This window comes from Phyllobacterium calauticae (assembly GCF_019991125.1).
In the GTDB taxonomy this organism is placed as follows: Bacteria; Pseudomonadota; Alphaproteobacteria; order Rhizobiales; family Rhizobiaceae; genus Phyllobacterium; species Phyllobacterium calauticae.
This window is the reverse complement of sequence record NZ_JAGENB010000001.1, coordinates 618,884-639,849: the sequence shown is the minus strand read 5'-3', so window position 1 is coordinate 639,849 and position 20,966 is coordinate 618,884. Positions and strand designations below refer to the sequence as shown.

Genomic DNA, 20,966 nt, shown 5'->3' with positions numbered 1-20,966 from the left:
CATGAACACCACCTGGTCCCGCTTCAATATCGTTTCGCTGGTCATCGGTTTCGCGTTCCTGTACCTGCCGATCGTGCTGCTGGTTGTCTTCTCGTTCAATGAATCCCGCCTCGTCACCGTCTGGGCCGGCTTCTCGACCAAATGGTATGTGTCGCTGTTCAACAACAAGAGCTTTATCGATGCGGCGTGGGTGACCATCCGCGTCGGGTTGATCTCGGCGACCTTCGCGACGATCCTGGGAACACTCGGTGCCCTCGCGCTCACCCGCTATACCCGTTTCCGCGGGCGGATGCTGTTTTCAGCGATGATCTATGCGCCGCTGGTCATGCCCGAAGTCATCACCGGCCTGTCGCTGCTCCTGCTGTTCGTCGCCATTGGCTTTGACCGGGGTATCTGGACCGTCACGCTCGCCCATATCACATTCACCATGTGTTTCGTGGCCGTCGTGGTGCAGTCGCGCCTGGTCACGTTCGACCGTTCGCTCGAAGAGGCGGCCATGGATCTCGGGGCGACGCCGGTCACCACCTTCTTCAAGGTTACCCTGCCGGTGATCATGCCGGCGGTGGTATCCGGCTGGATGCTCGCCTTCACGCTGTCGCTCGATGATCTCGTGATTTCAAGCTTCACTTCGGGTCCCGGTGCCACCACCCTGCCCATGCGCATTTACTCGCAGGTGCGTCTCGGGGTGACGCCGGAGATCAATGCCGCCTGTACCATCCTGATTGCCGTCGTCGCGGTGGGGGTGGTGATCGCGTCGATTGCCAATAAGCGCCGCGAGGTGCAGAAGGCGCGTGACGAGCAGGCCGCTGCCCGTCACTAACCTCTCGATGCACTAATTCGCCGGTGCGATGATCGGCGAGATAAACGGATTGTCCCAGGAACCGCCGATAAAGAAGCGCGTGTGATTGAATACTGGCGCAGGCTTCTGCTCGGCGGGTGCGGCTTGCGCCGTCGCGTCAGCGGGCGCTGCAGCAGGGGCTGCTGTTGCCGCTGGCGCCGGTGCGGGTACCGGTGCCGCAGCAGCAGGAACAGGCACCGCATAGTCTCCCGTCAAGGCCAGGCTTTTGCCGATAAGGGTGACAATGCCGGCAAAGCTCAGCACGCCGGATTTCATCTGGACTTGCGCGGTCTCGAGGGCCGCCACGCCGTCCATGATATTGGCCTTGATCTCCATCCGGTCGAATGCCAGCCAGGCGTCGGTTTTCTCGTTCAGGCTGAAAAACCGGTCCGTTTTGGCCCGGTTGAGCAGATTGTTGAAATCGATGCTTTTGATCTGCCCCGTGCCGAAGCGCATGCTGAGGGTGCCCTTGGCGTTCTCCATGGCTGACGACCACCGGGAGATCGGTCCCTTGAGAAGAAGGGATATCGTGCCTTTGCCGAGCTCGAACCGGTTGCCAAGCCCCAGCAGCGGAGCGATGGCCGCGCTGTTCACATCCGTGCCGTTGAGACGCAGTTCACCCGTGGCGCCGCCATCGCCTTCTTCGGCCAGCTGGAAACTTGCGGCAATGGAGCCATTGAAGGCTGCGGCCTCGCCGATGTCGAAAATGGCCCGGCCGTTGCGAACCTGCGCGGTTGCGGCAACGTTCGTCAGATTGACCGAGCCCGCCGTGGCCTTCTGGGTGGAGACGCGCAGGTCCACATTGGCCTGCTTGAGGAAGCGGGTATCGATAACCGCATTGGCGTTGGCCGATCCGTCGGGCAGCGGCATGAAGCCTGACAGCACGGAGCGGAGGTCAAGCGTCTCGAAGGCGAGCGTGCCGGTGATGCTTGGCGTTCCATCGTTCAGGACGATTTCAATGCCGCCCTTTGCCGGATTGTTGTTCAGGGTTGCCGTCAAACCGTCGAGCTTCATGCGGTTGGCGGAGCCGGAAACCGTGGCGTCGAGGGCGAAGCTGCCAATCGGCGCGCCGGGAATGGATGGGGTCTTCGACCATTCCAGCGTTCGGCGCAGGGACGGGGAGGTCAGCGACAGGGTGCCCTGAAAGAACTGGTTCTTGGCAATATTGGCCGAGCCGTTGAAAGCAAGGGTGAGCGGCGTCGATGTCAGGTTTACCTGCAGCGGGCTGGTGCCGCCGGCCAGCAGCAGCAGCGCCTTGCTGGCGGAGCTGTCGATCTCGGTTTCCTCGCCATGCCAGATGGCATTGCCGCGGAAGCTGGCGACGCCCGAGGTCTGCGGCCATTCAAAAACGCCGCTGATGCTGGAAATCTGCTCTTCCGACCCGTTGAGCGGCCGCTTGAAAGTTACCATCGCATCTTCAAGCCGGATACGTCCGAACGGCTGCGACGACACATTGCTCATATCCGGTTTTGCCGGATTGGCCTCGATGGCAGCCCGTGCCTCGCGCATGACGTCGCCGATGCGCCCATCGGTTTTTGCCAGGGATTCGCCGATCTGCGACAGGCTTTTGATCGGCTCGTCGATGACAAAACGCGGCCGGATAATGGTTGTCTCGGTGAATTCGGTCCGGCCCATCAGCGCGGAAAGCAGCGACAGATCGACTTCGATGCGCTCCGCCTTCATGAAGGGCGTGCCTTCACTCTGCCAGGGATTGCGGATGGTCACGTCGGCGAGCGAGGCGGAAAAGACCGGAAAGAACGAAATTTGCGGCGTCTGCCGCGATTCGACACTGTAGCCGGTCCAGTTGCTGAGTTCCTGAATGAGCCGGGCACGGATGACATCCGTGCTGACGAGATAGGGAATAGCGGCGAGAAGTCCCGCGGCGACGAGAGCCAATGCGATGATTGTCGCGAATATGTTCCTCGGCCGGTACCAGGACATGAATATTCCGATGTCTGCTGTTCTTCCGGCTGCACGCCGGAAGGTTTTACGCTTCTCCATCTACGGTTTAGCGATGATGCGTTGCAATTCAAGGGCCAGAGATCGTCAGGCGCCAATTTGTTGCAGAGCGTTTGCCATCGCATTGCGGACTGAATGAGGCGATGGGAAGCTGTCTTACAATTTTCAGTCGGCGAGGACGCGGGTTGACGGAAAACTGATTTCGACCATCGTGCCGCGCCCCGGCGCGGAATCGATGGCGAAGCTTGCGCGGTTTGCCTCGGCCATGGCCTTTGTTAATGGCAGGCCGAGACCCGTGCCGTCGGTGCGCGCATGTTTGGGCGTGGTGATCTGTTTGTAGGGGCGCAGGGCCTGTTCGACTTCCTGCCGCGTCATGCCGATACCGGTATCGCGCACCCGCAGGAGCACGTCGCCGCTGGGTTCGTAACTGGTCGAAACGATCACCTGTCCGCCCGGTCCGGTAAAACGCACGGCGTTCGACAGGAGGTTGAGGGCAATCTGGGTGATCGACCGCTGATCGGCGACAATATCGGGCAGGCGCGAGGTAAGGCTGGAGCGGATGATCACCCGCTCGCGGTTTGCCTGCGGCTGCATGATCGCCACGGCCTCGGTGAGGGCGTCGTTCAGCGAAACCGCCTGGAAGTCGAACTCCACCGCACCCGCCTCGATCTTGGAAATGTCGAGGAGGTCATTGACCAGCGACAGAACGTGATTGCCGGAACGGCTGATATCGTGGAGATAGTCGCGATACCGCTCATTGCCGACAGGGCCGAATTTTTCGTCGGCCATCAACTCGGAAAAACCGATGATGGCATTGAGCGGCGTGCGGATCTCATGGCTGATCCGGGCGAGGAATTCGCTCTTCTGGCTGGAGGTGCGCTCTGCCTCGCGCTTGGCGCTGAGCAGCTCTTCCTCGGCCTGTTTCCAATGGGTGATGTCCCGCAACACGACGCAAAAGCCTTTTGACGCATCGAGCTTGCCGATGGTCATGAACAGCGGGATGAACCGCCCCTTGCTCTCGCGGCCGATGACCTCGCGGCCGTCATTGAGAACGCTGGCAACCCCGTTGTCCGACAGGCTGCTGACATAGTCCATGGCCGTCCGCTGGCTCTCAATGGCAAAGAGCAGGGAGAACGCCTTGCCTTCCACGTCTTCCGGATTATAGCCAAACAGCGCCGCCGCCGAATGATTGACCGAACGGATGGCACCGGCGGAATCAAGCAGGATAACCCCATCCGTCGCGGTATCCAGAATCGCATTCAGCTCATCGATGCGGGTTTGCAGGAGCTGCCGCTCGCTGTCGTCGAACCGCTGTTCGGGCGATTGCACCACGGGCGGCTGCGCCTCGGGCGACAGGGCCAGCAGCAGGGCGCGTTCGCCGTCCTCGTCCCAGCGCACGGCCTGAAGGTGCGCCTGGACGCGCCGGGTCGTGCCATCGCTCAGACGCAGGTTCACACCGTCCGCCGTCTCGCTGTCGGCCTGTTCCGGATTCTCGGCGAAAAGTGCATTCAGGCCGCCTGCCGCGTTGATGCTCGCATGCGTTGCATAAAGCGTGGCGTCGAGCAGGGCCGTGTTGGCATAGAGAAGAATGCCATGGCGATGGATGAGGACCGGAAGAGGCAGGGCCGCCAGAACAGCGGTATCGACGCCTTGCCGGGCTTGTGTGCGGATATTCTCGGCAAAATCCGTCTGCGGTGCCGGATCGGCTGCAGTTGCCTTTGCCTCTTTGTCTGCCGACACGGTGAAACCGGGGCCGACGACTTCCGCATCGGGAACCGGCGGCACGACCGGATTGGGCACTGCCGGCTGATCCGATGGCGCTTCGGCGTTGGTTACGGCAGCCGCAGGGGCAGCTTCCTTCGGGTTGTCGGCCAGAACTTCGCGGCGCAGCCGTTCGGCGATTTCCCTGAAGGCATTGCGTTCCGCATCGTTCAGGCGCCCGTCATCGCGCGGAAGACGGTTGGTCTTCAACGGGATGACATTGCCTTCGATGATTTCAGCCCTGGCTTCGTCGCGGGCAGGCTCAACCGGTGCGGCCGGTGTGATGGCAATGGCGGGTTTTTCGCCATTGAATGCATCGACGGGAGCAACGGGCTTGGGCGCGAGCGCCTTGCCGATCGCCTCGGGATCGGTCGTAACGTCACCCATGCGGGCAACGCCGAACCCGCGAAAGCCCATGAACACCCGCTCGCGCGAATAGATCGGCAGGGCCGCCAGTTCGATGGGCACGCGTAAATCGGTGCCTTCAATCGGCCACAGGACGGAGCGGCCCGACCATGTGTCGCGCCGTTCGAGAAGTTCAGCAATCTCGCCGCCGCTGTCGAGCCCGTAGACGTTGGCGACGTCGCGGAAGGATTTTCCGATGACCGCCGCCGAGTTGGGACCTACCGCGCCGACAAATTCGGGAGATATTTCGTCGAAATGCGCATCCGCATCCACCTTCCAGACAAAACGGACAGGGTTGTCGGAGGGCCTGTACTGAAAAGGTTCATCCTCGGGCGCCGCGTTTTCCGCCTGTTGCCCCGCTGGTTCAACGGCAGTGGTGCTGTGCGGCGGTTCCGTGGCTTCGACGCCGCTGTCCCGGACATCATGGACAACGGTGATGGGCGGTGCCGCGGGCGGTTCGGGCTGCTTGTCCGCGGCTTTTACCGGTTGCTCTGCGCTTGCATGGACGTCGCGGATGGCGAAGAGAAGATGCAGGGCAGGGCTGTCGGTCAGCCGCGCTATGCCGGCCGGCACAAAACCGTTGGCTGTCTGCACCGGGCGTTTCACCAGCCGGTTGCGTTCGAGGCGCACTTCGCGCACCAGATCGCCCAGCATCTTGTCGTTGAAGCCGATGCTGCGGAACTGCTCGGAGGCTGCCAAGACCGTGCCGGCGGCATCGATCATGGCCGCATGGGTGGTGCTGTCTCCAAAGCCCTTGATGGCCAGCGCGGCGATCTCCGCTTCGGATGTCAGTCGAGCCGTATTGGCGATGGACAGCAGGATGGCGGCTTCGCCGCGCGGCAGGGTCAGGTCGCTTGCCTGGAATGTCAGGATGCGGCTGGCCAAGCCGAAGGCCACGCGCAATGACACCGTGCGGCCATGGCCGATGGCAGGGAAACCGTCGAGCGCCATGAGCTGGCGTCTTGCCTGTACATTGAGCACGGAGCCGGCATCGAGAATATCGTCGATGGTCGCATAGCCAAGCGCGTTTGCACCCTGGCCATTCGCCCAGATGACATTCTCCAGATCCGGCGAAATGACCACAAGCGCATCGCCATTGGCAAAATGCTCGCGAATTTCATCCAGAACGGCAATATCGATGAATGGGTAAGTTCCAGACGTCATCGTTTGACCGGTGCACTCCACAATAAAGCATCCGCTGTCTGCGGATTGTCTTAATACTCTGTTAATAATCGTCTGGCGATCAATCGTCCACTCACAGTCCCTTACGTCACACGTCTTTCTCTTGGTTTAGTTAACTTGGAAGACGCTCCACAAAAATATTTGGATGAAAAATCAGACGTTTGATTGTGCGGTGCGAAAGAAATGTTGCAATGCACAATAAATTGGGTTATACACGTGTCATGAATTCACAAGCAGTCGCATAGACCGGCTGCACATGGAAGGAACATATTATGAGCAAGACCACCAAACAGACTGCTGATGCGTTCTCGATCCCTGCCTTTGATGCGACCGCTGTAACCGATCAGGTTCGCGAATTCACCGAGAAGGGCGTTGCCCAGTCCAAGGAAGCCTATGCCAAGATCAAGGATCAGGCCGAAGCTGCCCAGAAGACACTCGAAAGCACCTTTGAAACTGCACAGTCGAACACTGCTGCTCTCTCCCTCAAGGCTCTGGCTGCGCTGCGCGCCAACACCGAAGCCAGCTTCGCTCATATCGAAGCCCTGATCGGTGTTAAGTCTTTCGGCGAAGTCATCGAACTGCAGAGCGCATTCGTTCGCAAGCAGGCTGAAGCCCTGACCGACCAGGCCAAGGAATTCCAGACAGTTGCAACCAAGGCTGTTGAAGAAATCTCCGCTCCGGTCAAGTCGGCTGTCGAGAAGGCAATCAAGGACGTCAAGGTCGCCTGATTTAAAGGCCTTTGATGAAAAAATACTCCGGCGGCACTCCTCCTCCCAGCCGCTGGACAAGCAAGACCCGATAGTTCCTCCCGTATGGGTCTTGCATTAATGGAAAAGGCCGGTTCCTCCCCCGGCCTTTTCTTTTTTGTTGGTTTTTACCTTTCTGTTGCATCGGGTGCTTGCCAAAAGCATCAATCTTACGTATGTGACCCCTGTCGAAAAGAAGACGGTGCGCGGTCGTAGCTCAGTTGGTTAGAGCGCAGGATTGTGGCTCCTGAGGTCGGTGGTTCGAATCCACCCGTCCGTACCACTTCTTCCCAAAGCTCCCTAAAATACAAAGCCGAATGAAACCAGCCGTGACTGCGGTGCGGCGTCTTTGTGCGCTGCGGCTGATGCCGTGAACCGGCAGCTGCGCCTGTTCTCAAGCCGGTCTCGCCGCCCGCTGCATTCAATCCCTGCATGGTAAAAGCATTCATCGTCAATTGATCCCGGCGGGCGTTCATGCCAATGAAAACCATGCGCATATTGCTGGTTGAGGATACGCATGATGTGGGGGAGGCTATCGCCAAGCGTTTCGAGGCGATCGGCCATGCTGTCGATTGGGAAACCGACGGCCGTGCCGCAGCGGAAATCATCGATTTCACTGAATATTCGCTGATCATCCTCGATGTCATGCTGCCGGGCATGGACGGCTTTGAGATTCTCAAGCGCCTGCGCAGATCCGGCAATGCCGTTCCCGTCCTCGTGCTGACGGCGCGTTCCGAGATCGAGGACCGCGTCGGCGCCCTCGATCTGGGGGCGGATGATTATCTCGTCAAGCCCTTCGATTTTCGCGAGCTTGAAGCGCGCGCCCGCGTGCTGATCCGGCGGCGCACCGGCGGCGAGGCAACCAATCTGATCAAATGCGGCGATATCGCCATCGACCGCGGCGCACGGTCCGTCCATGTCGGCAAGCGCGAAGTCCAGTTGAAGCGGCGCGAACTGACATTGCTTGAAGTCATGGCGGCGCGGCCCGGCCGTGTTTTCAGCAAGGACGAACTGCTCGACCAGATCTTCGGGTTCGACGAGGCCGCCAATGCCAATGCCATCGAGCTCTATGTCGGCCGGTTGCGCAAGAAACTGGAAGGCGCGCAGGCGCGCATCGTGACGGTGCGCGGGCTCGGCTATCAACTGGTGGCCGGCGATGCAGCATGAGCCGTCCCTCTTTGCCCGTCTGGCCCGGCGTATTTCGCTGGTTCTGGGTATCGGTGCGGCGATTCTTGTCAGCGCGGCCTGGTATTACGCGGAAACAGCGGCCGACAAGGCCTATGACCGGCTGCTTGTCGGCGCTGCCCTGCAAATGGCCGAGAGTCTTTCCGTTGAAAGAGGCGCGCTCAGCGCCCGTTTGCCCACATCGGCATTCGAATTGCTGGGACTGGCCGAACGCGACCGGATTTTCTACCGCGTCATCGATACCAACGGCAAGACCGTGACCGGATATGACGATCTGCAAAACCCGGCGCCACCGGATGGCGCGCGCGACGCCGTCAGCATCAGCGAAGGCATCTACAAGGGCGAGGCGGTGCGCATTGCCCGCGCCACCCGCGTGCTGGCGGACCCGTCGGTGACGGGGCATGCCTATGTCGTCGTGGCGCAGACCAATGAGGCGCGCTCCGCCCTGACGCGGGAACTGACGCTGCGTGCCACCATCCTTGTCGTCGTCATGAGCTTTCTCGCCTTTGCCGGTGCCATGCTGGCCATCCGCTATGCCTTGCAGCCCGTGGAGCGATTGGGGGCGGCTGTGCGCCGCCGTGACCCGCATGACCTGACGCCCGTCTCGGTCGGCGTTCCGCGCGAACTCGATCCGTTTGTCAGTTCCATCAATCATTTCATGGGCCGCCTGAATGAACGTGTCGACCTGCTGCAGCGGTTCATCGCCGATGCTGCCCATCAGATCCGGACACCGCTGACGGCCCTGTCCGCGCAGATCGACCTTCTCGGACACGACAAGCTGGACAAGACCGGACGGCAGCATTTCGAGCGGGTGCAGCAGCGCACCGGCGAGCTGGCGCGTCTGACCAACCAGTTGCTCAGCCACGCCATGGTCATCCACCGCGCCGACTCCATCCAGCTCGAGCCGATCAGCCTCGTCGATGTGGCCCGCCGTGCCTACCGCGCCGCCATTCCCATCACCGTGGACCCCGATATCGTCATCTCGTTCGAAGCGCCCGATGACCGCCCCTTTGTCCTCGGCGATGCGGTCAGCCTGCGCGAGGCTATCGTCAATGTCATCGACAATGCCCTGCGGCACGGAACGGATCAGCGGCTTGAGGTGCGGGTGCGCTCCGATGCGCTCGACGCCTATGTCGAGGTCGAGGATGACGGCCCCGGCATTCCGCCGGAGGGCTGGGAAAAAGCCACCCAGCGTTTCGCGACATCGAAATCGCACGAAGGCAGTTCCGGCCTCGGCTTCGCCATTGCCCAGGAAGTCGTCAATGCCCATGGCGGCACGCTGGGTTTTCGCGCACGGGACGAGAAGAGCTTCACGGTTATCCTGACATTGCCGTTGCACAAGGGGCCCGCGAAATGATGAAACGTTTCACGGCCGCCCTGATTGCCACGATCCTAGCCCTGACATCGCAGGTTCTGGCTGCAACCGACAATCATACGCGATTTCCGGCGCTGCAGACGGAAACCGGCAAGCTGACGATCTATTCGACCACCGATCTGGCCGCCATGAAGCCGCTGATTGACGATTTTCAGCGCACCGCGCCGGGCATATCGATTGATTACATCGAGTATCTCACCAATGAACTGCATGCGCTGGCCAGTGAGGCCTGCCGCAAGGACGAGCCGCTCGGAGACCTGCTCCTGTCGTCGTCAGTGGATCAGTTGCTGAAACTGGCCAATGATGGCTGTGCCGCGTCCCACACATCGCCGGAAACGCTGCGTGTGGCGGATTGGGCCAACTGGCGCGACGAGGTTTTTGGTTTCACCTATGAACCGGCCGTCTTCGTCTACAACACCCGCAAGGTGCCGCCGGCCGAGGTGCCGCGCACCCATGTGGAACTCGCCGACCTCCTGCGCGAACGTCTCGATTACTATCGCGGCCATGTCGGCACCTATGATATCCGCCTCTCGGGCATCGGCTATTTGCTGGCCTTCAACGACGCCCGGCAGACGAACACCGTCTTTGGCCGCTTGCTGGAAAGCATGGCACGCGCTTCAGCGGTGGCGCGATGCTGCACCGGCGAAATTCTCGAGGAGGTGGCGAGCGGCCGCCTCTATATCGGCTACAACATGCTGGGTTCCTATGCCTATGACGCGGCGCGAAGGCATCCCGACCTCAGGGTTGTCGTGCCGCGGGACTATACGCTGGTGCTCAGCCGCGGAGCGCTCATTCCCAAATCCGCAGAGCGCAGCGACCTCGGCGCGCAGTTTCTGGATTATCTCCTGTCGGAGCGCGGCCAGTCGATTGCGCGGAGCAATGCGTTCTATTTTTCCGAAACGGGCGGCCTGCCGCCGGATGTCGACGGGCCGCAGAACCTGAAGGAATCGGGAATCGCGCAACCCATCCGCATCGGGCCGGGGTTGCTGGCAGTGCAGGATTGGGCGCAGAGACAGCGCTTCATCGAGGATTGGTCGCGCTCATTGATCGAGCTCAACAGTCCGGAATGGACACGGGAGTAAATTAAAAAAGCGAGCCTTGGTCCGTGCCGGGCGCGGCAGGCTTCTTTGCCGGAGCCGGGCGTTCCGGCTTTGGCCGCACCGGATTGGCTTCACCTTCCCCGGCCACGGCTTGAACCTCGCCATCCTGGAAGCGCAGCGTCAGGTGATCGCCGCTGGCAATGGCAGCGGCGCGTTTTACAGGTGCGCCCGCCGTGTCGAGCACGATGGCAAAACCGCGCTCGAGTACGCTCTCGTGCGAAAGGGTCTTCATCAGCCGTTCGAGTTCGCTGCCGCGTCGCCTGGCCCGATCAAGCGTGATGCCGATGGCCTGATCCTGCCGCCGTTCCAGCTGGGTAAGCGATTGGCGGCCCCGCACGGCAAGGCGGGCAATCGGTTCAGGCGACAGACGCTGGGTATGACGGGCAAAGACAGCGCGCCGGTCACGCAGGAAGACGCTCAGGCTGCGCGGCAGGCGGTCGCCGAAAACAGTCACTTCCCGCTGCTTTTCGCGGAACCGCTGCTGCAGCACCCGCGGCGACAATTGCCGGGCGCGACCATCGAAATGCGCACGCTTTTTCTGGGTGTTCGCCTGCAGGGCGCGGCCGAGTCGGGCGGCGGTTTCGTCGAAATGCCGCCGGGGCAGGGCAAGCAGCTGGTCGGCGGAGGGCAGGGCGCGCGACAGGGCGCGCTGGGCCTGACGGCGATTGTCAAGGTAACGCGACATGCCCGCCGCCAGCCGCGCGCCATAGGTGGCAACGCTCGCCTGCAGGTCAGCCCGCACGGGTACGGCCATCTCAGCCGCGCCGGTCGGTGTTGGAGCACGGACGTCGGCGGCAAGATCGATCAGCGTCCAATCCGTTTCGTGCCCGACGGCTGAAATGACAGGAATATCGGAGGCCGCAACGGCGCGCACGACGATTTCGTCATTGAACCCCCAGAGATCTTCCAGGCTACCGCCGCCACGTGCCACGATGAGAACATCGGGCCGGGGCAAGGCGCCGCCCGGCTGCAGGGTGTTGAAGCCATTGACGGCGGCGGCCACTTCCGCGCCGGAGGTTTCGCCCTGCACGCGCACCGGCCAGACCAGCACATGCAGCGGAAAGCGGTCGGTAATGCGGTGAATGATATCGCGGATAACCGCGCCGGTCGGCGAGGTGACCACACCGATGACGCGCGGCATGAAGGGCAGCAATTGCTTGGCGGCCGGATCGAACAGGCCTTCGGCGCCGAGCTTGCGCTTGCGTTCCTCCAGAAGCGCCATCAAAGCCCCGGCACCGGCCGGTTCCATCTGCTCGATGACGATCTGATATTTCGACGAGCCGGGATAGGTGGTCAGCTTGCCCGTCGCGATGACTTCCATGCCCTCTTCAGGCTGGAATTTCAGCCGGCTCATGCTGCCGCGCCAGACGACGGCCTCGATACGGGCCTTGTCGTCCTTCAGGGAAAAATAGGCATGGCCCGACGAATGGGGGCCGCGATAACCGGAAATTTCGCCGCGCACGCGCACATGGCCGAACGTGTCCTCAACAGTGCGCTTTAGCGCTCCCGAGATTTCAGATACGGAATATTCGGCAACGTTGGACGTCGATTCGGACTTTTCGGTCATTCCCTATTCCTAACGGGGTGATGAATGGCGTCAAGTCTTGGAGGCCTGTGTTGCAGGGCCGGGGGATGAAAAGGGGAATGCTCATGACGCAACGTCTCAGTCTGCGCCATTATCTGATGATCGGCGCCGCGATGATCGCTCTGACCGCCATCATCCTGCTGTGGATGGGCCGCAATCCCATCTGCACCTGCGGAACGGTCAAGCTCTGGGTGGGCGAAGTCAATTCGTCCGACAATTCCCAGCACATTTCCGACTGGTATTCCCTGTCGCACATCATCCACGGCTTTCTGTTCTACGGCCTTTTGTGGCTGGTTGGGCGCAGCAAGCCGGTGGGCTTCCGCCTGCTCCTTGCCATTGTGGTGGAAGCAGCGTGGGAGATTTTCGAGAACACCGACATGGTCATCAACCGCTACCGTGAGGCGACCATTGCGCTTGGTTATACCGGGGACAGCGTGCTGAACTCGGTGTGCGATATCCTGTTCATGGTGATCGGCTTTTTCTTTGCCTCCCGCGCGCCGCTCTGGCTGACGATCATCATCGCCATCGTCTTCGAATTGCTGGCGGGATATGTCATTCGTGACAATCTCACACTTAATATCGTGATGCTGGTCTATCCGCTCGATGCCATCAAGGCATGGCAGGGCGGGCTGTAAGCAGCCCTGCCTGCTACCAGCCCGGAACCAGCTCTGTAGAGCGCACCTGCCGCAGGCGCTGGTTGACCTGGTTTGGCGCGGCCGCCGGCGCCATGCTGACCGGGGTTGGCATCGACAGGTTATCGAGGCTTTCGACGATATGCTGCGCCAGCGCATCCACGATGGCGGAGGGCTTGGTGTGGCCGCGCATGATGCCGATGCCGAACTCAGGCAGGCGGCCAAAGCCGTCGGCTTCGGTGAGCACACGCATGCCGGGGCGCAGGGCGCATTCCGGCAGGATCGAGACGGCAAGGCCGGCAAGCACCGCTGCTGCCAGGACCGTCGCCGACCAGCTGGTGAACAGGATGCGATAGTCGTGATGCATGGTGTCGAGCACGTCGATTGCCGCGGCGCGCCAGATGCAGGTGGGTCGGCCAACGGCAAGCGGCAGCACCTTCTCCTCATGCACCGTATGGTGCGCCGAGGTGACCCAGAGCAACTGCTCGCTTCGCACCACTTCCGAACGGCGCATGTCGTCGCACTGGGTGACCAGCGCCAGATCAAGCTGCCCCTTGCGGATCATCTCGTCGAGATTGACCGTGGGTTCGCACACCACCGAAAGTTCGACACGCGGGTTGGACCGGGAAAAGCGCGCCATGATTTCCGGCAGGAAGCGGTCGGCATAATCGTCGGGCGTGCCGATGCGGATATGGCCCTGCAGCTGCGTGTCGTCAAAGGCGGCGATGGTTTCACCGTTGAGCTGCATCATGCGCCGTGCATAGGCCAGCAGACGTTCGCCGTCTTCGGTCAGCTTGTTGGTGCGGCCATCGCGCTCAAACAGTGCCTTGGAAACCCGCTCTTCCAGCCGGCGCATCTGCATGGAGACCGCTGACTGAGTCTTGTTGACCGCATCGGCAGCTCTGGTGAAGCTGCCGCTGTCGGCAATGGCGATAAATGTCTGCAATTGGTCAAGATCAAGAGGCGCACTCATGGCTTTGCTCCCGGACGGTTCAATCCATCATTATTATTGAACGTTTACATGAAAAACATTCGTTTGAATAATCAATTTTTGTGGATCATTCTACGGATGTTCAGGAGACGCCTGTGTTGAAACGATACCGGGCGTAATGCGTAGAAAATGGTTTCCACGCGATTCAACCCTTCTTGATCAGCGCCATTCAAAAAAGGAGTAGGGCGATGACGACGACAACGAGAACGACTGAAGTAAATGGATTGGTGCCCGCGATCACTTTCGCGCTGGCTCAGGCCTTTGGCTTTGTCACCCGAATGATCGTCGCCCGCCGCAATCGCAAAACGATTTTGAGCCTCGGTGAGTGGAACGATCAAATGCTGCATGACATCGGTGTCACGCGCGGTGATCTGCATTCGGCCCTTGGCACGTCGCTGCTTGAAGATCCGAGCGAAAAACTGGGCGCATTGGCCGATGTACGGGCCCGTTTGCGCGCAGCACGCTCGATCAGCTGAGCATCGATTTTGACGGTTTAGCAGGCGTCCCATTCACACCGGAATCCCCTCCCGGTGCCCCGCCTGCCCACTGCCCGGCCTTCTGGCCGGGCTTTTTCTTTATGGGGCCGACTATTTGTTGCGATCCATGCCGCGCAGATACTGGTCGAAAATGGATTCCACACCCTTCTGATACTGCTCGTTGGTTTTCCGGCCCGTTTCGAACATCTGGTCGAGGACATCCTTGAACGGATTGTTGGCAGCGGGCGGCTGGTCCGGCTGCCGGGGCTGAGGCTCCGGTGCCGTGCGCTGTTGCGCGCCGCCGCCGAGCATATCGCCGAAGATTTTGCCGAGGGGATTGTCGCCGAACGGGTTCTGCGCGTTTCCTGTCGGCTGCTGCCCTTGCGGCGTTGCGCCGGGAAACCCGCCGCGCGTCATCTGTTCGAGGATTTGGCCAAGCGGATTGTTACCCCACGGATTGGCCTGGCCCTGCGGCTGCTGCGGCGCTCCGGCAGCGCCGCCGCCGAGCATGCTTTCCAGAATCTGGCCCCATGGGTTGGCGGCGCCCGGCTGGTTCGGGGCGGTCTGGCCGCCGATGCCACCGCTTTGCCGCATCATCTGCTCGATGAAATCGCCAATGACATTGCCGCCGCCGAGCCCGGCCGCCGCAAACTGGCCCGTCGACTGCTTGTAGAGCCCGCCCATCGTCATCGATGCGAGCACGGGCAGCATCTGCTGCAGCGTGCTGACAGCGATCCCGGTCATTCGCGCGGCATGATCGGCGACGGCACGTGATAATTCCTTCGAGCCGAACAGATTGTTCAAAATGGCATTGCCGTCGGCAATGCCTGCCGGATTGAAGGCCGCCTGCGGATTATCAAAATAATTGACGTGCTGGCCCGACGACAGCGACTGGATGAAGGCGCCGACACCCATCGGATCGGCGGTATTGCGCTGCAAGCCCTGCGAAAAGGCGGGCATCAATGCCTCGATGGCGGCGATTGTCTGTTGTTGTGAGAGCTGAAACTGGCGGGACAATGCCTCCACGGCCTGCCCACCCTGTCCCTTCAGGAACATGTCTACGAGATTCATGGCGCCGATCCTCCTTCGGGCTGATGCACGAGAGAAGAGTAGCCCTGCCGATAAGCAAAGTTCAATCTTTTTATCGGCTTAGAAGTACTTCGCCAGATTGTTCCTGATGCGCTCCAGCGGATCGACGGCGGGATCGCCTGGCGTGAATGTTGCACCGGTAATCGTTTCATAGGCCTGGATATAGACCTTGGTCGTCGCGTCGATCATATCCTGCGGAATCTCGGGGATATCGTCCTTATACGGATCGCAGCGCTCGACCACCCAGGTGCGGATGAAATCCTTGTCGAAACTGACCGGGCGCTTGCCCGGCGCATAGCTGTCGGCAAACCAGTAGCGGCTGGAATCCGATGTGTGGATTTCATCGGCCAGCACGATGTTGCCATCCGCATCCGTGCCGAATTCGTACTTGGTATCGGCCAGGATGAGGCCGCGGCTGGCGGCGATTTCCTGTCCGCGCGCGAAAAGCTTGAACGCATAGGCGGAAATCGTATCCCACTGCTCCTGCGTCAGCAGCTTCTGGTCGAGTATTTCCCGGGCGGTCAGCGGTTCGTCGTGGCCGCCATCGAACGCCTTGGATGTCGGCGTGATGATCGGTGCGGGAAGCTTTTCGTTGTCCTGCAGGCCGTTGGGGAAGGTCGTGCCATACATCTCCCGCTTGCCGGCCTTGTAGAGCGTCAGGATCGACGTGCCGGTGGTTCCGGCGAGATAGCCGCGCACGATGATTTCGACCGGCAGGATATCGAGGCGACGGGCAACCACGACATTCGGGTCGGGATAATCGAGCACATGGTTGGGACAGATATCCTTGGTCTGCTCGAACTGGTAACGCGCGGTCTGCGTCAGCACTTCGCCTTTCAGCGGAATGCAGGCAAGAATCCGGTCAAACGCGCTGATGCGGTCCGTGGCGATAATGATGCGCCGTCCATCCGCCAGATCATAATTCTCCCGGACCTTGCCGCGGTAATAGTTCGGCAGTTCGGGAATGAAGGCTTCAGTAAGCGCTTTGTGTGTGGGCATGGTGTGAAGAATCCGCGTCAGACAATCTGGCTTCCGCATAACACATAAGTCGGGGAACGGGAGTCAAATTCTGTAGCTAGCGCCCGCCGGTTACATCGAGAAGCGCCCCGGTCACATCGGACGCGGCATCGCTGAGCAGCCAGACGATGGATTCGCCGACTTCGTCAGCCGTGCCCGGCCGCCCGAGCGGTGCCGTCACGCCGAGGCGCTGGGCCCGGTCGGGCTGGCCGCCGCTGGCATGAATGTCGGTCTCGATCAGCCCGGGGCGGATGGCATTGACGCGGATGCCTTCGGGGCCAACTTCCTTGGAAAGGCCGATGGTCAGCGTATCCATCGCCCCCTTTGATCCGGCGTAGTCGACATATTCCGATGGCCCGCCAAGACGGGCGGCGGCGGATGACAGGATGACGATTGATCCACCCTTGCCGCCGCGAGACCGCGCCATCCGGCGGACACCCTCGCGGGCGCAGATGTAGGCGCCGAGAATGTTCACATCGAACATGCGCTTGAGACGTTCGGTGTCGATATCCATCAGCTTGGATGCGGGCGCTACGATACCGGCATTGACGACGAGGCCGTCGAGCGGGCCGAGTTCCTCGGTCTGCCTGAACATGGCGATGACGTCGGCCTCGTTGGCCACATCGCCCTGTATGGCTTTTGCCTTGCCACCCGCTGCCATGACTGCCGCAACGACGTCGTCAGCAGCGGCCTTGTTGCCGATGTAATTGACGCCGACCGACCATCCCTTTTGACCGGCAAGAATGGCCGCCGCACGGCCAATGCCACGGCTCGCACCGGTGATCAGGATGGTCTTGGTCATCGCATGTCTCCCAAAGGGTGGAATTAGTAGGCATACTCCAGAAAGGCGGGTTCAACCGAGCCGCCCCAGACGGTGTTGTATTGGCTAAGCATCTGCTCGGCGGAGGTTGTACCGCGTGCGACAACTTCCTCAAGCGACGCGAGATAATGCGTCTCGTCAAAGCCTTCGCTGTTGAGCAATGCGCGGTTTTTCAGGCCAAGGCGCGAAATCGCCAGCACGTCGCGGGAAATGTCGTGCACCGAGCGGTTGCGCAGCGTGGCGCGCAGGCCTTTTGCCGGCACCTCGTCGCGCAGGGCCTGCACTTCCGGGTAGGTCCAGTCGCGGGTGAGGGCTTCCGCGGCATCCAGTGCCTCGGCGTCGTAGAGAATGCCGACCCAGAATGCCGGCAGCGCGCAGATGCGCCGCCACGGGCCGCCGTCGGCGCCGCGCATTTCAAGGAAGCGCTTCAACCGTACTTCCGGGAACAGCGTTGAAAGATGGTTCGTCCAGTCGCCCATGTTGGGCGTGGCGTCCGGAATGGAATCTTTCAGCGCGCCGTTCATGAACTGGCGGAAGGTCACATGCGTGCAGTCATGGTAACGGCCATGGCGCAGGACAAAATACATCGGCACGTCGAGCGCCCATTCCACGTAATCGGCAAAGCCGAAATTCTCGTTGAAGATGAACGGCAGCACACCGGAGCGGTTGTTGTCCGTATCGCGCCAGATATTGGAGCGCCAGGACAACAGGCCGTTCGGCTTGCCCTCGGTAAACGGCGACATGGCGAACAGCGCCGTGGCGATGGACTGCAGTTTCACCGAAACCTGCATCTTGCGGCGCATGTCGGTTTCCGAGGCGAAGTCGAGATTCACCTGGATGGTACAGGTGCGGTACATCATGTTCAGCCCGTCCTTGCCGACTTTCGGCATATAGTTGGACATGATGTTGTAGCGGGACTTCGGCATGCGCGGCGTTTCCGCCAGGGACCATTTCGGACTGCCGCCAAGACCCAGGAAGCGGATGCCGAGCGGCTCGGCTATCTCGCGCACCTGCGCCAGATGCGCATTGGTTTCGCGGCAGGTCTGGTGAATGGTGGAGAGCGGTGCGCCCGACAGTTCGAACTGGCCGCCCGGCTCAAGCGAAATAGCGCCCTGGCCGGTCGGTTCGACGAGGCCGATGATATTGCCTTCGTCAATGATCGGTTCCCAGCCCAGTTTCGACTGCATGCCTTCCAGAATGGCCCGGATGCCGCGCGGACCGTCATAGGGAACCGGGCTGTTGTCTTCGGTATAGAACGGGAATTTTTCGTGCTCTGTGCCGATGCGCCATGCGGATTGCGGCTTGGAGCCCTGGGCGAGGTAGGTCGCCAGTTCTTCCGTGCCGGAAAGGGGCGTCTCGTCTGTTGTATCGCGCGCCATGGATGGTGCTTCCCCACTAGAATTTTTGAACTTGCGGCGTGATTGGCTGTTTTCGGAAACGAGCGCAAGCAAATTTCGCTGATGCACTCATCAAGAGAATTTGTAACTCACCAATCGCCGATCGTCGCCTGAATAAGCGCGAGTGCGGCAACGGCGGCAGTGTCGGCGCGCAGAATGCGTTGACCCAGCGGAATGGCGGTGACGAACGGCAGCTTGCGCAGGGTTTCGCGCTCCGCATCCGAGAACCCACCTTCCGGCCCGATCAGAACGCCAAGCGGCCCGCGCGGCAGACTTTGTAGCAGCGGCAGCGGGTTATGGGTATCATGACCTTCGTCGCAGAAGATAAGGCGTCGGTCCGGACCCCAGCCATCCAGCAGTTTCTCGAGCCTGACCGGCTCGCGTGTTTCCGGGATGGCCAGAACGCCGCATTGCTCCGCCGCTTCGATGGCGTTGGCCTCGATCCGATCCATGCCGATTCTGGCGACCTGCGTGTGCTGGGTAATCACCGGTTGCAGAACCCCGGCGCCCATTTCGACGGCCTTTTGCACGAGGTAGTCGAGCCGTCCCTGTTTGAGCGGGGCAAAGCAGTAGATGAGATCGGGTGATTCCAGCTGCCCCCGCGTCAGTTCAAGCGGCTCCAGCGCCAGCTTCTTCCTGCTTTCAAAGCGCAGGGCAGCGCGCCATTCGCCATCCCGACCGTTGAAAACGAGGATTTCATCGCCGTCCTTCATCCGCAGCACATTGGCGAGATAGTTGACGGCTTCCGCCGGGGCGTCCGCCCGCCTGCCGGCCGCCAGATCCGCGGTAATATAAAGCCGTTGCATTCTGTAATTTGCGCGCATGGGAGATGGATGCCAGAGAGGGGATGGGGCGGTCAAGCAGGCGATGTCAGCCGAGAGGCGGCAGGCGTCGTTTCACCGGCGAGGATTTGACGATGGAGGTGTTGGTTTCGGCCTTTTCCGCCAGCCGGTCGAGCAGCGTGTCCAGCTGTTCCATGGTGCGGAAATGCAGCTTGCCGACAAAGCAATCGTCGCCCGTCACCTTGTCGCATTCGGTGATTTCAGGCATCTCCTGGATCAGCCGCTCGACAATATGCAGCATGCCGGGCAGGGGCCTGACCCGCACGATGGCTGTCAGATTATAGCCGAGCGCCGCCGGGTCGATATCGACGGTGAAGGCGCGGATCACCTTCTTTTCCTCGAGCCGCCGCAATCTCTCGGACACGCTGGGAGACGAGAGCCCGACTTTCTGGCTCAGTTCCTTCAGCGAGATTCGCGCATCTTCGATCAGGATGCCGAGGATGGTCTTGTCCATTTCATCGAGCATAGCAACCTCGTAAGGCAGATCAGGCGTTTTGCCTGCATTAAACAGGTCAAGCGAACTTTACGCCTTTTTCCATATATATCAAACTACCATTGCTCCGAATAGTCTCGTGGTGCGAGACGAAAGGACAGGTGGCATGGAACGGGATATGGCGAGAGGCAGCGTGGAAATGACCGCTGCGATGATGATTTCGGGCACGATCGGCTGGTTCGTGCTGATGTCCGGTCAGCCGGTCTTATCAGTCGTGTTCTGGCGCTGCGCCTTTGGTGCACTGACATTGCTCGGCGTTTGCGCCGCACTCGGTCTGCTGCGTCCGAATGTTATTTCTTTGAAGCTGTTCGGCCTTGCTGTTCTTGGCGGCATCGCCATTGTCCTCAACTGGGTTCTGCTCTTTGCCGCCTATTCCCGTGCGTCCATTGCCATTGCGACGACGGTCTACAACGTGCAGCCGTTCATGCTCGTCGTGTTGGGCGCCCTGATCTTCAAGGAGAAGCTGACATTCACCAAGCTGTTCTGGCTGGCGGTCGCATTTGCCGGCATGCTGCTGATCGTTCAGGCCAAGCCCGGCGGCGGTTACACGGGCACGAACTACATGGCCGGTATCGGCCTGTCGCTGGGTGCAGCCTTCCTCTACGCCATCGCATCCATCGTGGCCAAGCGGCTGAAGGGCACGCCGCCGCACCTGATTGCGCTGATTCAGGTCTGTGTCGGTATCGTGCTGATGGCGCCGCTTGCTGATTTCAGTGTCATGCCGAAAGGCGCAGCCGAATGGGGCAGCATCGTCACGATCGGTGTCGTTCATACGGGATTGATGTACATTCTGCTGTATAGCGCCATCCAGAAGCTGCCGACCCATCTCACGGGATCGCTGTCCTTCATCTATCCCATCGCTGCCATTCTGGTTGACTATTTTGCCTTCGGGCATCAGCTGCAACCGATACAGTTCCTGGGTTCTGCAGCCATTCTCGTCGCAGCGGCCGGCACCAGCCTTGGATGGAAGCTGGGCCGGTCGGTGCCGGCAAGTGTCAAAATCTGATCGCGGATACCACTTGATTGCCATGCTACATTTGTTCTATATGCCACTAAAGAGCATATTATGTCTG

18 protein-coding genes and 1 tRNA gene are annotated in these 20,966 nt (G+C 60.8%); 9 read left to right on the top strand and 10 right to left on the bottom strand.

The window, feature by feature from the left end:
* The first annotated feature begins 1 nt into the window (after position 1).
* Entirely contained in the window at positions 2-820 is an 819-nt protein-coding gene (locus J1W56_RS03280; RefSeq protein WP_223611740.1) for an ABC transporter permease, read from the top strand.
* A 12-nt stretch (positions 821-832) separates the two neighbouring features.
* Here the strand turns inward: J1W56_RS03280 and J1W56_RS03275 are convergent, their stop codons facing one another.
* Positions 833-2,779, bottom strand: a complete 1,947-nt coding sequence (locus tag J1W56_RS03275) for an AsmA family protein (protein WP_223611739.1) — start codon at positions 2,777-2,779, stop codon at positions 833-835.
* A 183-nt stretch (positions 2,780-2,962) separates the two neighbouring features.
* Positions 2,963-6,127: a histidine kinase dimerization/phospho-acceptor domain-containing protein gene (locus J1W56_RS03270; protein WP_223611737.1), complete on the bottom strand. Its 3,165-nt coding sequence runs from the start codon at positions 6,125-6,127 to the stop codon at positions 2,963-2,965.
* A gap of 290 nt (positions 6,128-6,417) precedes the next feature.
* Between J1W56_RS03270 and J1W56_RS03265 the strand changes: the two genes are divergently transcribed.
* The 5 genes from J1W56_RS03265 (at position 6,418) to J1W56_RS03245 (ending at position 10,533) form a co-directional block, all read left to right on the top strand.
* Positions 6,418-6,873, top strand: a complete 456-nt coding sequence (locus J1W56_RS03265) for a phasin (RefSeq protein ID WP_105736338.1) — start codon at positions 6,418-6,420, stop codon at positions 6,871-6,873.
* A gap of 224 nt (positions 6,874-7,097) precedes the next feature.
* A tRNA-His gene (locus tag J1W56_RS03260) sits at positions 7,098-7,174 on the top strand.
* Between the two features lie 206 nt (positions 7,175-7,380).
* Positions 7,381-8,058, top strand: a complete 678-nt coding sequence (locus J1W56_RS03255) for a response regulator transcription factor (RefSeq protein WP_223612394.1) — start codon at positions 7,381-7,383, stop codon at positions 8,056-8,058.
* Positions 8,048-9,433 carry a sensor histidine kinase gene (locus tag J1W56_RS03250; RefSeq protein WP_223611735.1) on the top strand — a complete coding sequence of 462 codons (1,386 nt, stop codon included), beginning with the start codon at positions 8,048-8,050 and terminating at the stop codon, positions 9,431-9,433. Before J1W56_RS03255 ends, J1W56_RS03250 begins: the two co-directional genes overlap by 11 nt.
* On the top strand, positions 9,430-10,533 hold the full coding sequence (locus J1W56_RS03245) for an ABC transporter substrate-binding protein (protein WP_223611733.1): 1,104 nt from the start codon (positions 9,430-9,432) through the stop codon (positions 10,531-10,533). Before J1W56_RS03250 ends, J1W56_RS03245 begins: the two co-directional genes overlap by 4 nt.
* Position 10,534: 1 nt before the next feature.
* Here the strand turns inward: J1W56_RS03245 and xseA are convergent, their stop codons facing one another.
* Complete coding sequence (gene xseA / locus J1W56_RS03240) at positions 10,535-12,118, bottom strand: exodeoxyribonuclease VII large subunit (RefSeq protein WP_223611731.1); 1,584 nt, start codon at positions 12,116-12,118, stop codon at positions 10,535-10,537.
* Positions 12,119-12,201: 83 nt separating this feature from the next.
* On the opposite strand from xseA, the gene J1W56_RS03235 reads away from it, so the two are divergent.
* Positions 12,202-12,771: a DUF2585 domain-containing protein gene (locus tag J1W56_RS03235; RefSeq protein WP_223611729.1), complete on the top strand. Its 570-nt coding sequence runs from the start codon at positions 12,202-12,204 to the stop codon at positions 12,769-12,771.
* A gap of 13 nt (positions 12,772-12,784) precedes the next feature.
* Here J1W56_RS03235 and J1W56_RS03230 read toward each other — a convergent pair whose 3' ends face one another.
* Positions 12,785-13,741, bottom strand: coding sequence for a LysR substrate-binding domain-containing protein (locus J1W56_RS03230; RefSeq protein WP_223611727.1), 957 nt, complete (start codon positions 13,739-13,741; stop codon positions 12,785-12,787).
* 206 nt (positions 13,742-13,947) lie between these two features.
* On the opposite strand from J1W56_RS03230, the gene J1W56_RS03225 reads away from it, so the two are divergent.
* A complete protein-coding gene (locus J1W56_RS03225; RefSeq protein ID WP_223611725.1) occupies positions 13,948-14,235 on the top strand; it encodes a DUF1127 domain-containing protein in 288 nt (95 codons plus the stop codon).
* Positions 14,236-14,346: 111 nt separating this feature from the next.
* Here the strand turns inward: J1W56_RS03225 and J1W56_RS03220 are convergent, their stop codons facing one another.
* The 6 genes from J1W56_RS03220 to J1W56_RS03195 all read right to left on the bottom strand — a co-directional run bounded on the left by J1W56_RS03220 (position 14,347) and on the right by J1W56_RS03195 (position 19,866).
* Entirely contained in the window at positions 14,347-15,306 is a 960-nt protein-coding gene (locus J1W56_RS03220; RefSeq protein WP_223611723.1) for a DUF937 domain-containing protein, read from the bottom strand.
* Between the two features lie 78 nt (positions 15,307-15,384).
* Positions 15,385-16,323 carry a phosphoribosylaminoimidazolesuccinocarboxamide synthase gene (locus tag J1W56_RS03215; RefSeq protein ID WP_223611722.1) on the bottom strand — a complete coding sequence of 313 codons (939 nt, stop codon included), beginning with the start codon at positions 16,321-16,323 and terminating at the stop codon, positions 15,385-15,387.
* Between the two features lie 76 nt (positions 16,324-16,399).
* Complete coding sequence (locus J1W56_RS03210; RefSeq protein WP_223611720.1) at positions 16,400-17,143, bottom strand: SDR family oxidoreductase; 744 nt, start codon at positions 17,141-17,143, stop codon at positions 16,400-16,402.
* Positions 17,144-17,166: 23 nt separating this feature from the next.
* Positions 17,167-18,540, bottom strand: coding sequence for a glutamate--cysteine ligase (locus J1W56_RS03205; RefSeq protein WP_223611719.1), 1,374 nt, complete (start codon positions 18,538-18,540; stop codon positions 17,167-17,169).
* Positions 18,541-18,647: 107 nt separating this feature from the next.
* The gene (locus tag J1W56_RS03200) at positions 18,648-19,382 is read right to left on the bottom strand and encodes a 16S rRNA (uracil(1498)-N(3))-methyltransferase (RefSeq protein ID WP_319025514.1); all 735 of its coding nucleotides are present in this window, start codon (positions 19,380-19,382) and stop codon (positions 18,648-18,650) included.
* Between the two features lie 46 nt (positions 19,383-19,428).
* Entirely contained in the window at positions 19,429-19,866 is a 438-nt protein-coding gene (locus J1W56_RS03195) for an Lrp/AsnC family transcriptional regulator (RefSeq protein ID WP_223611716.1), read from the bottom strand.
* Positions 19,867-19,999: 133 nt separating this feature from the next.
* Between J1W56_RS03195 and J1W56_RS03190 the strand changes: the two genes are divergently transcribed.
* Positions 20,000-20,899 (top strand): DMT family transporter, encoded by a 900-nt coding sequence (locus J1W56_RS03190; RefSeq protein ID WP_223611714.1) that lies wholly within the window; start codon positions 20,000-20,002, stop codon positions 20,897-20,899.
* Positions 20,900-20,966 lie beyond the last annotated feature (67 nt).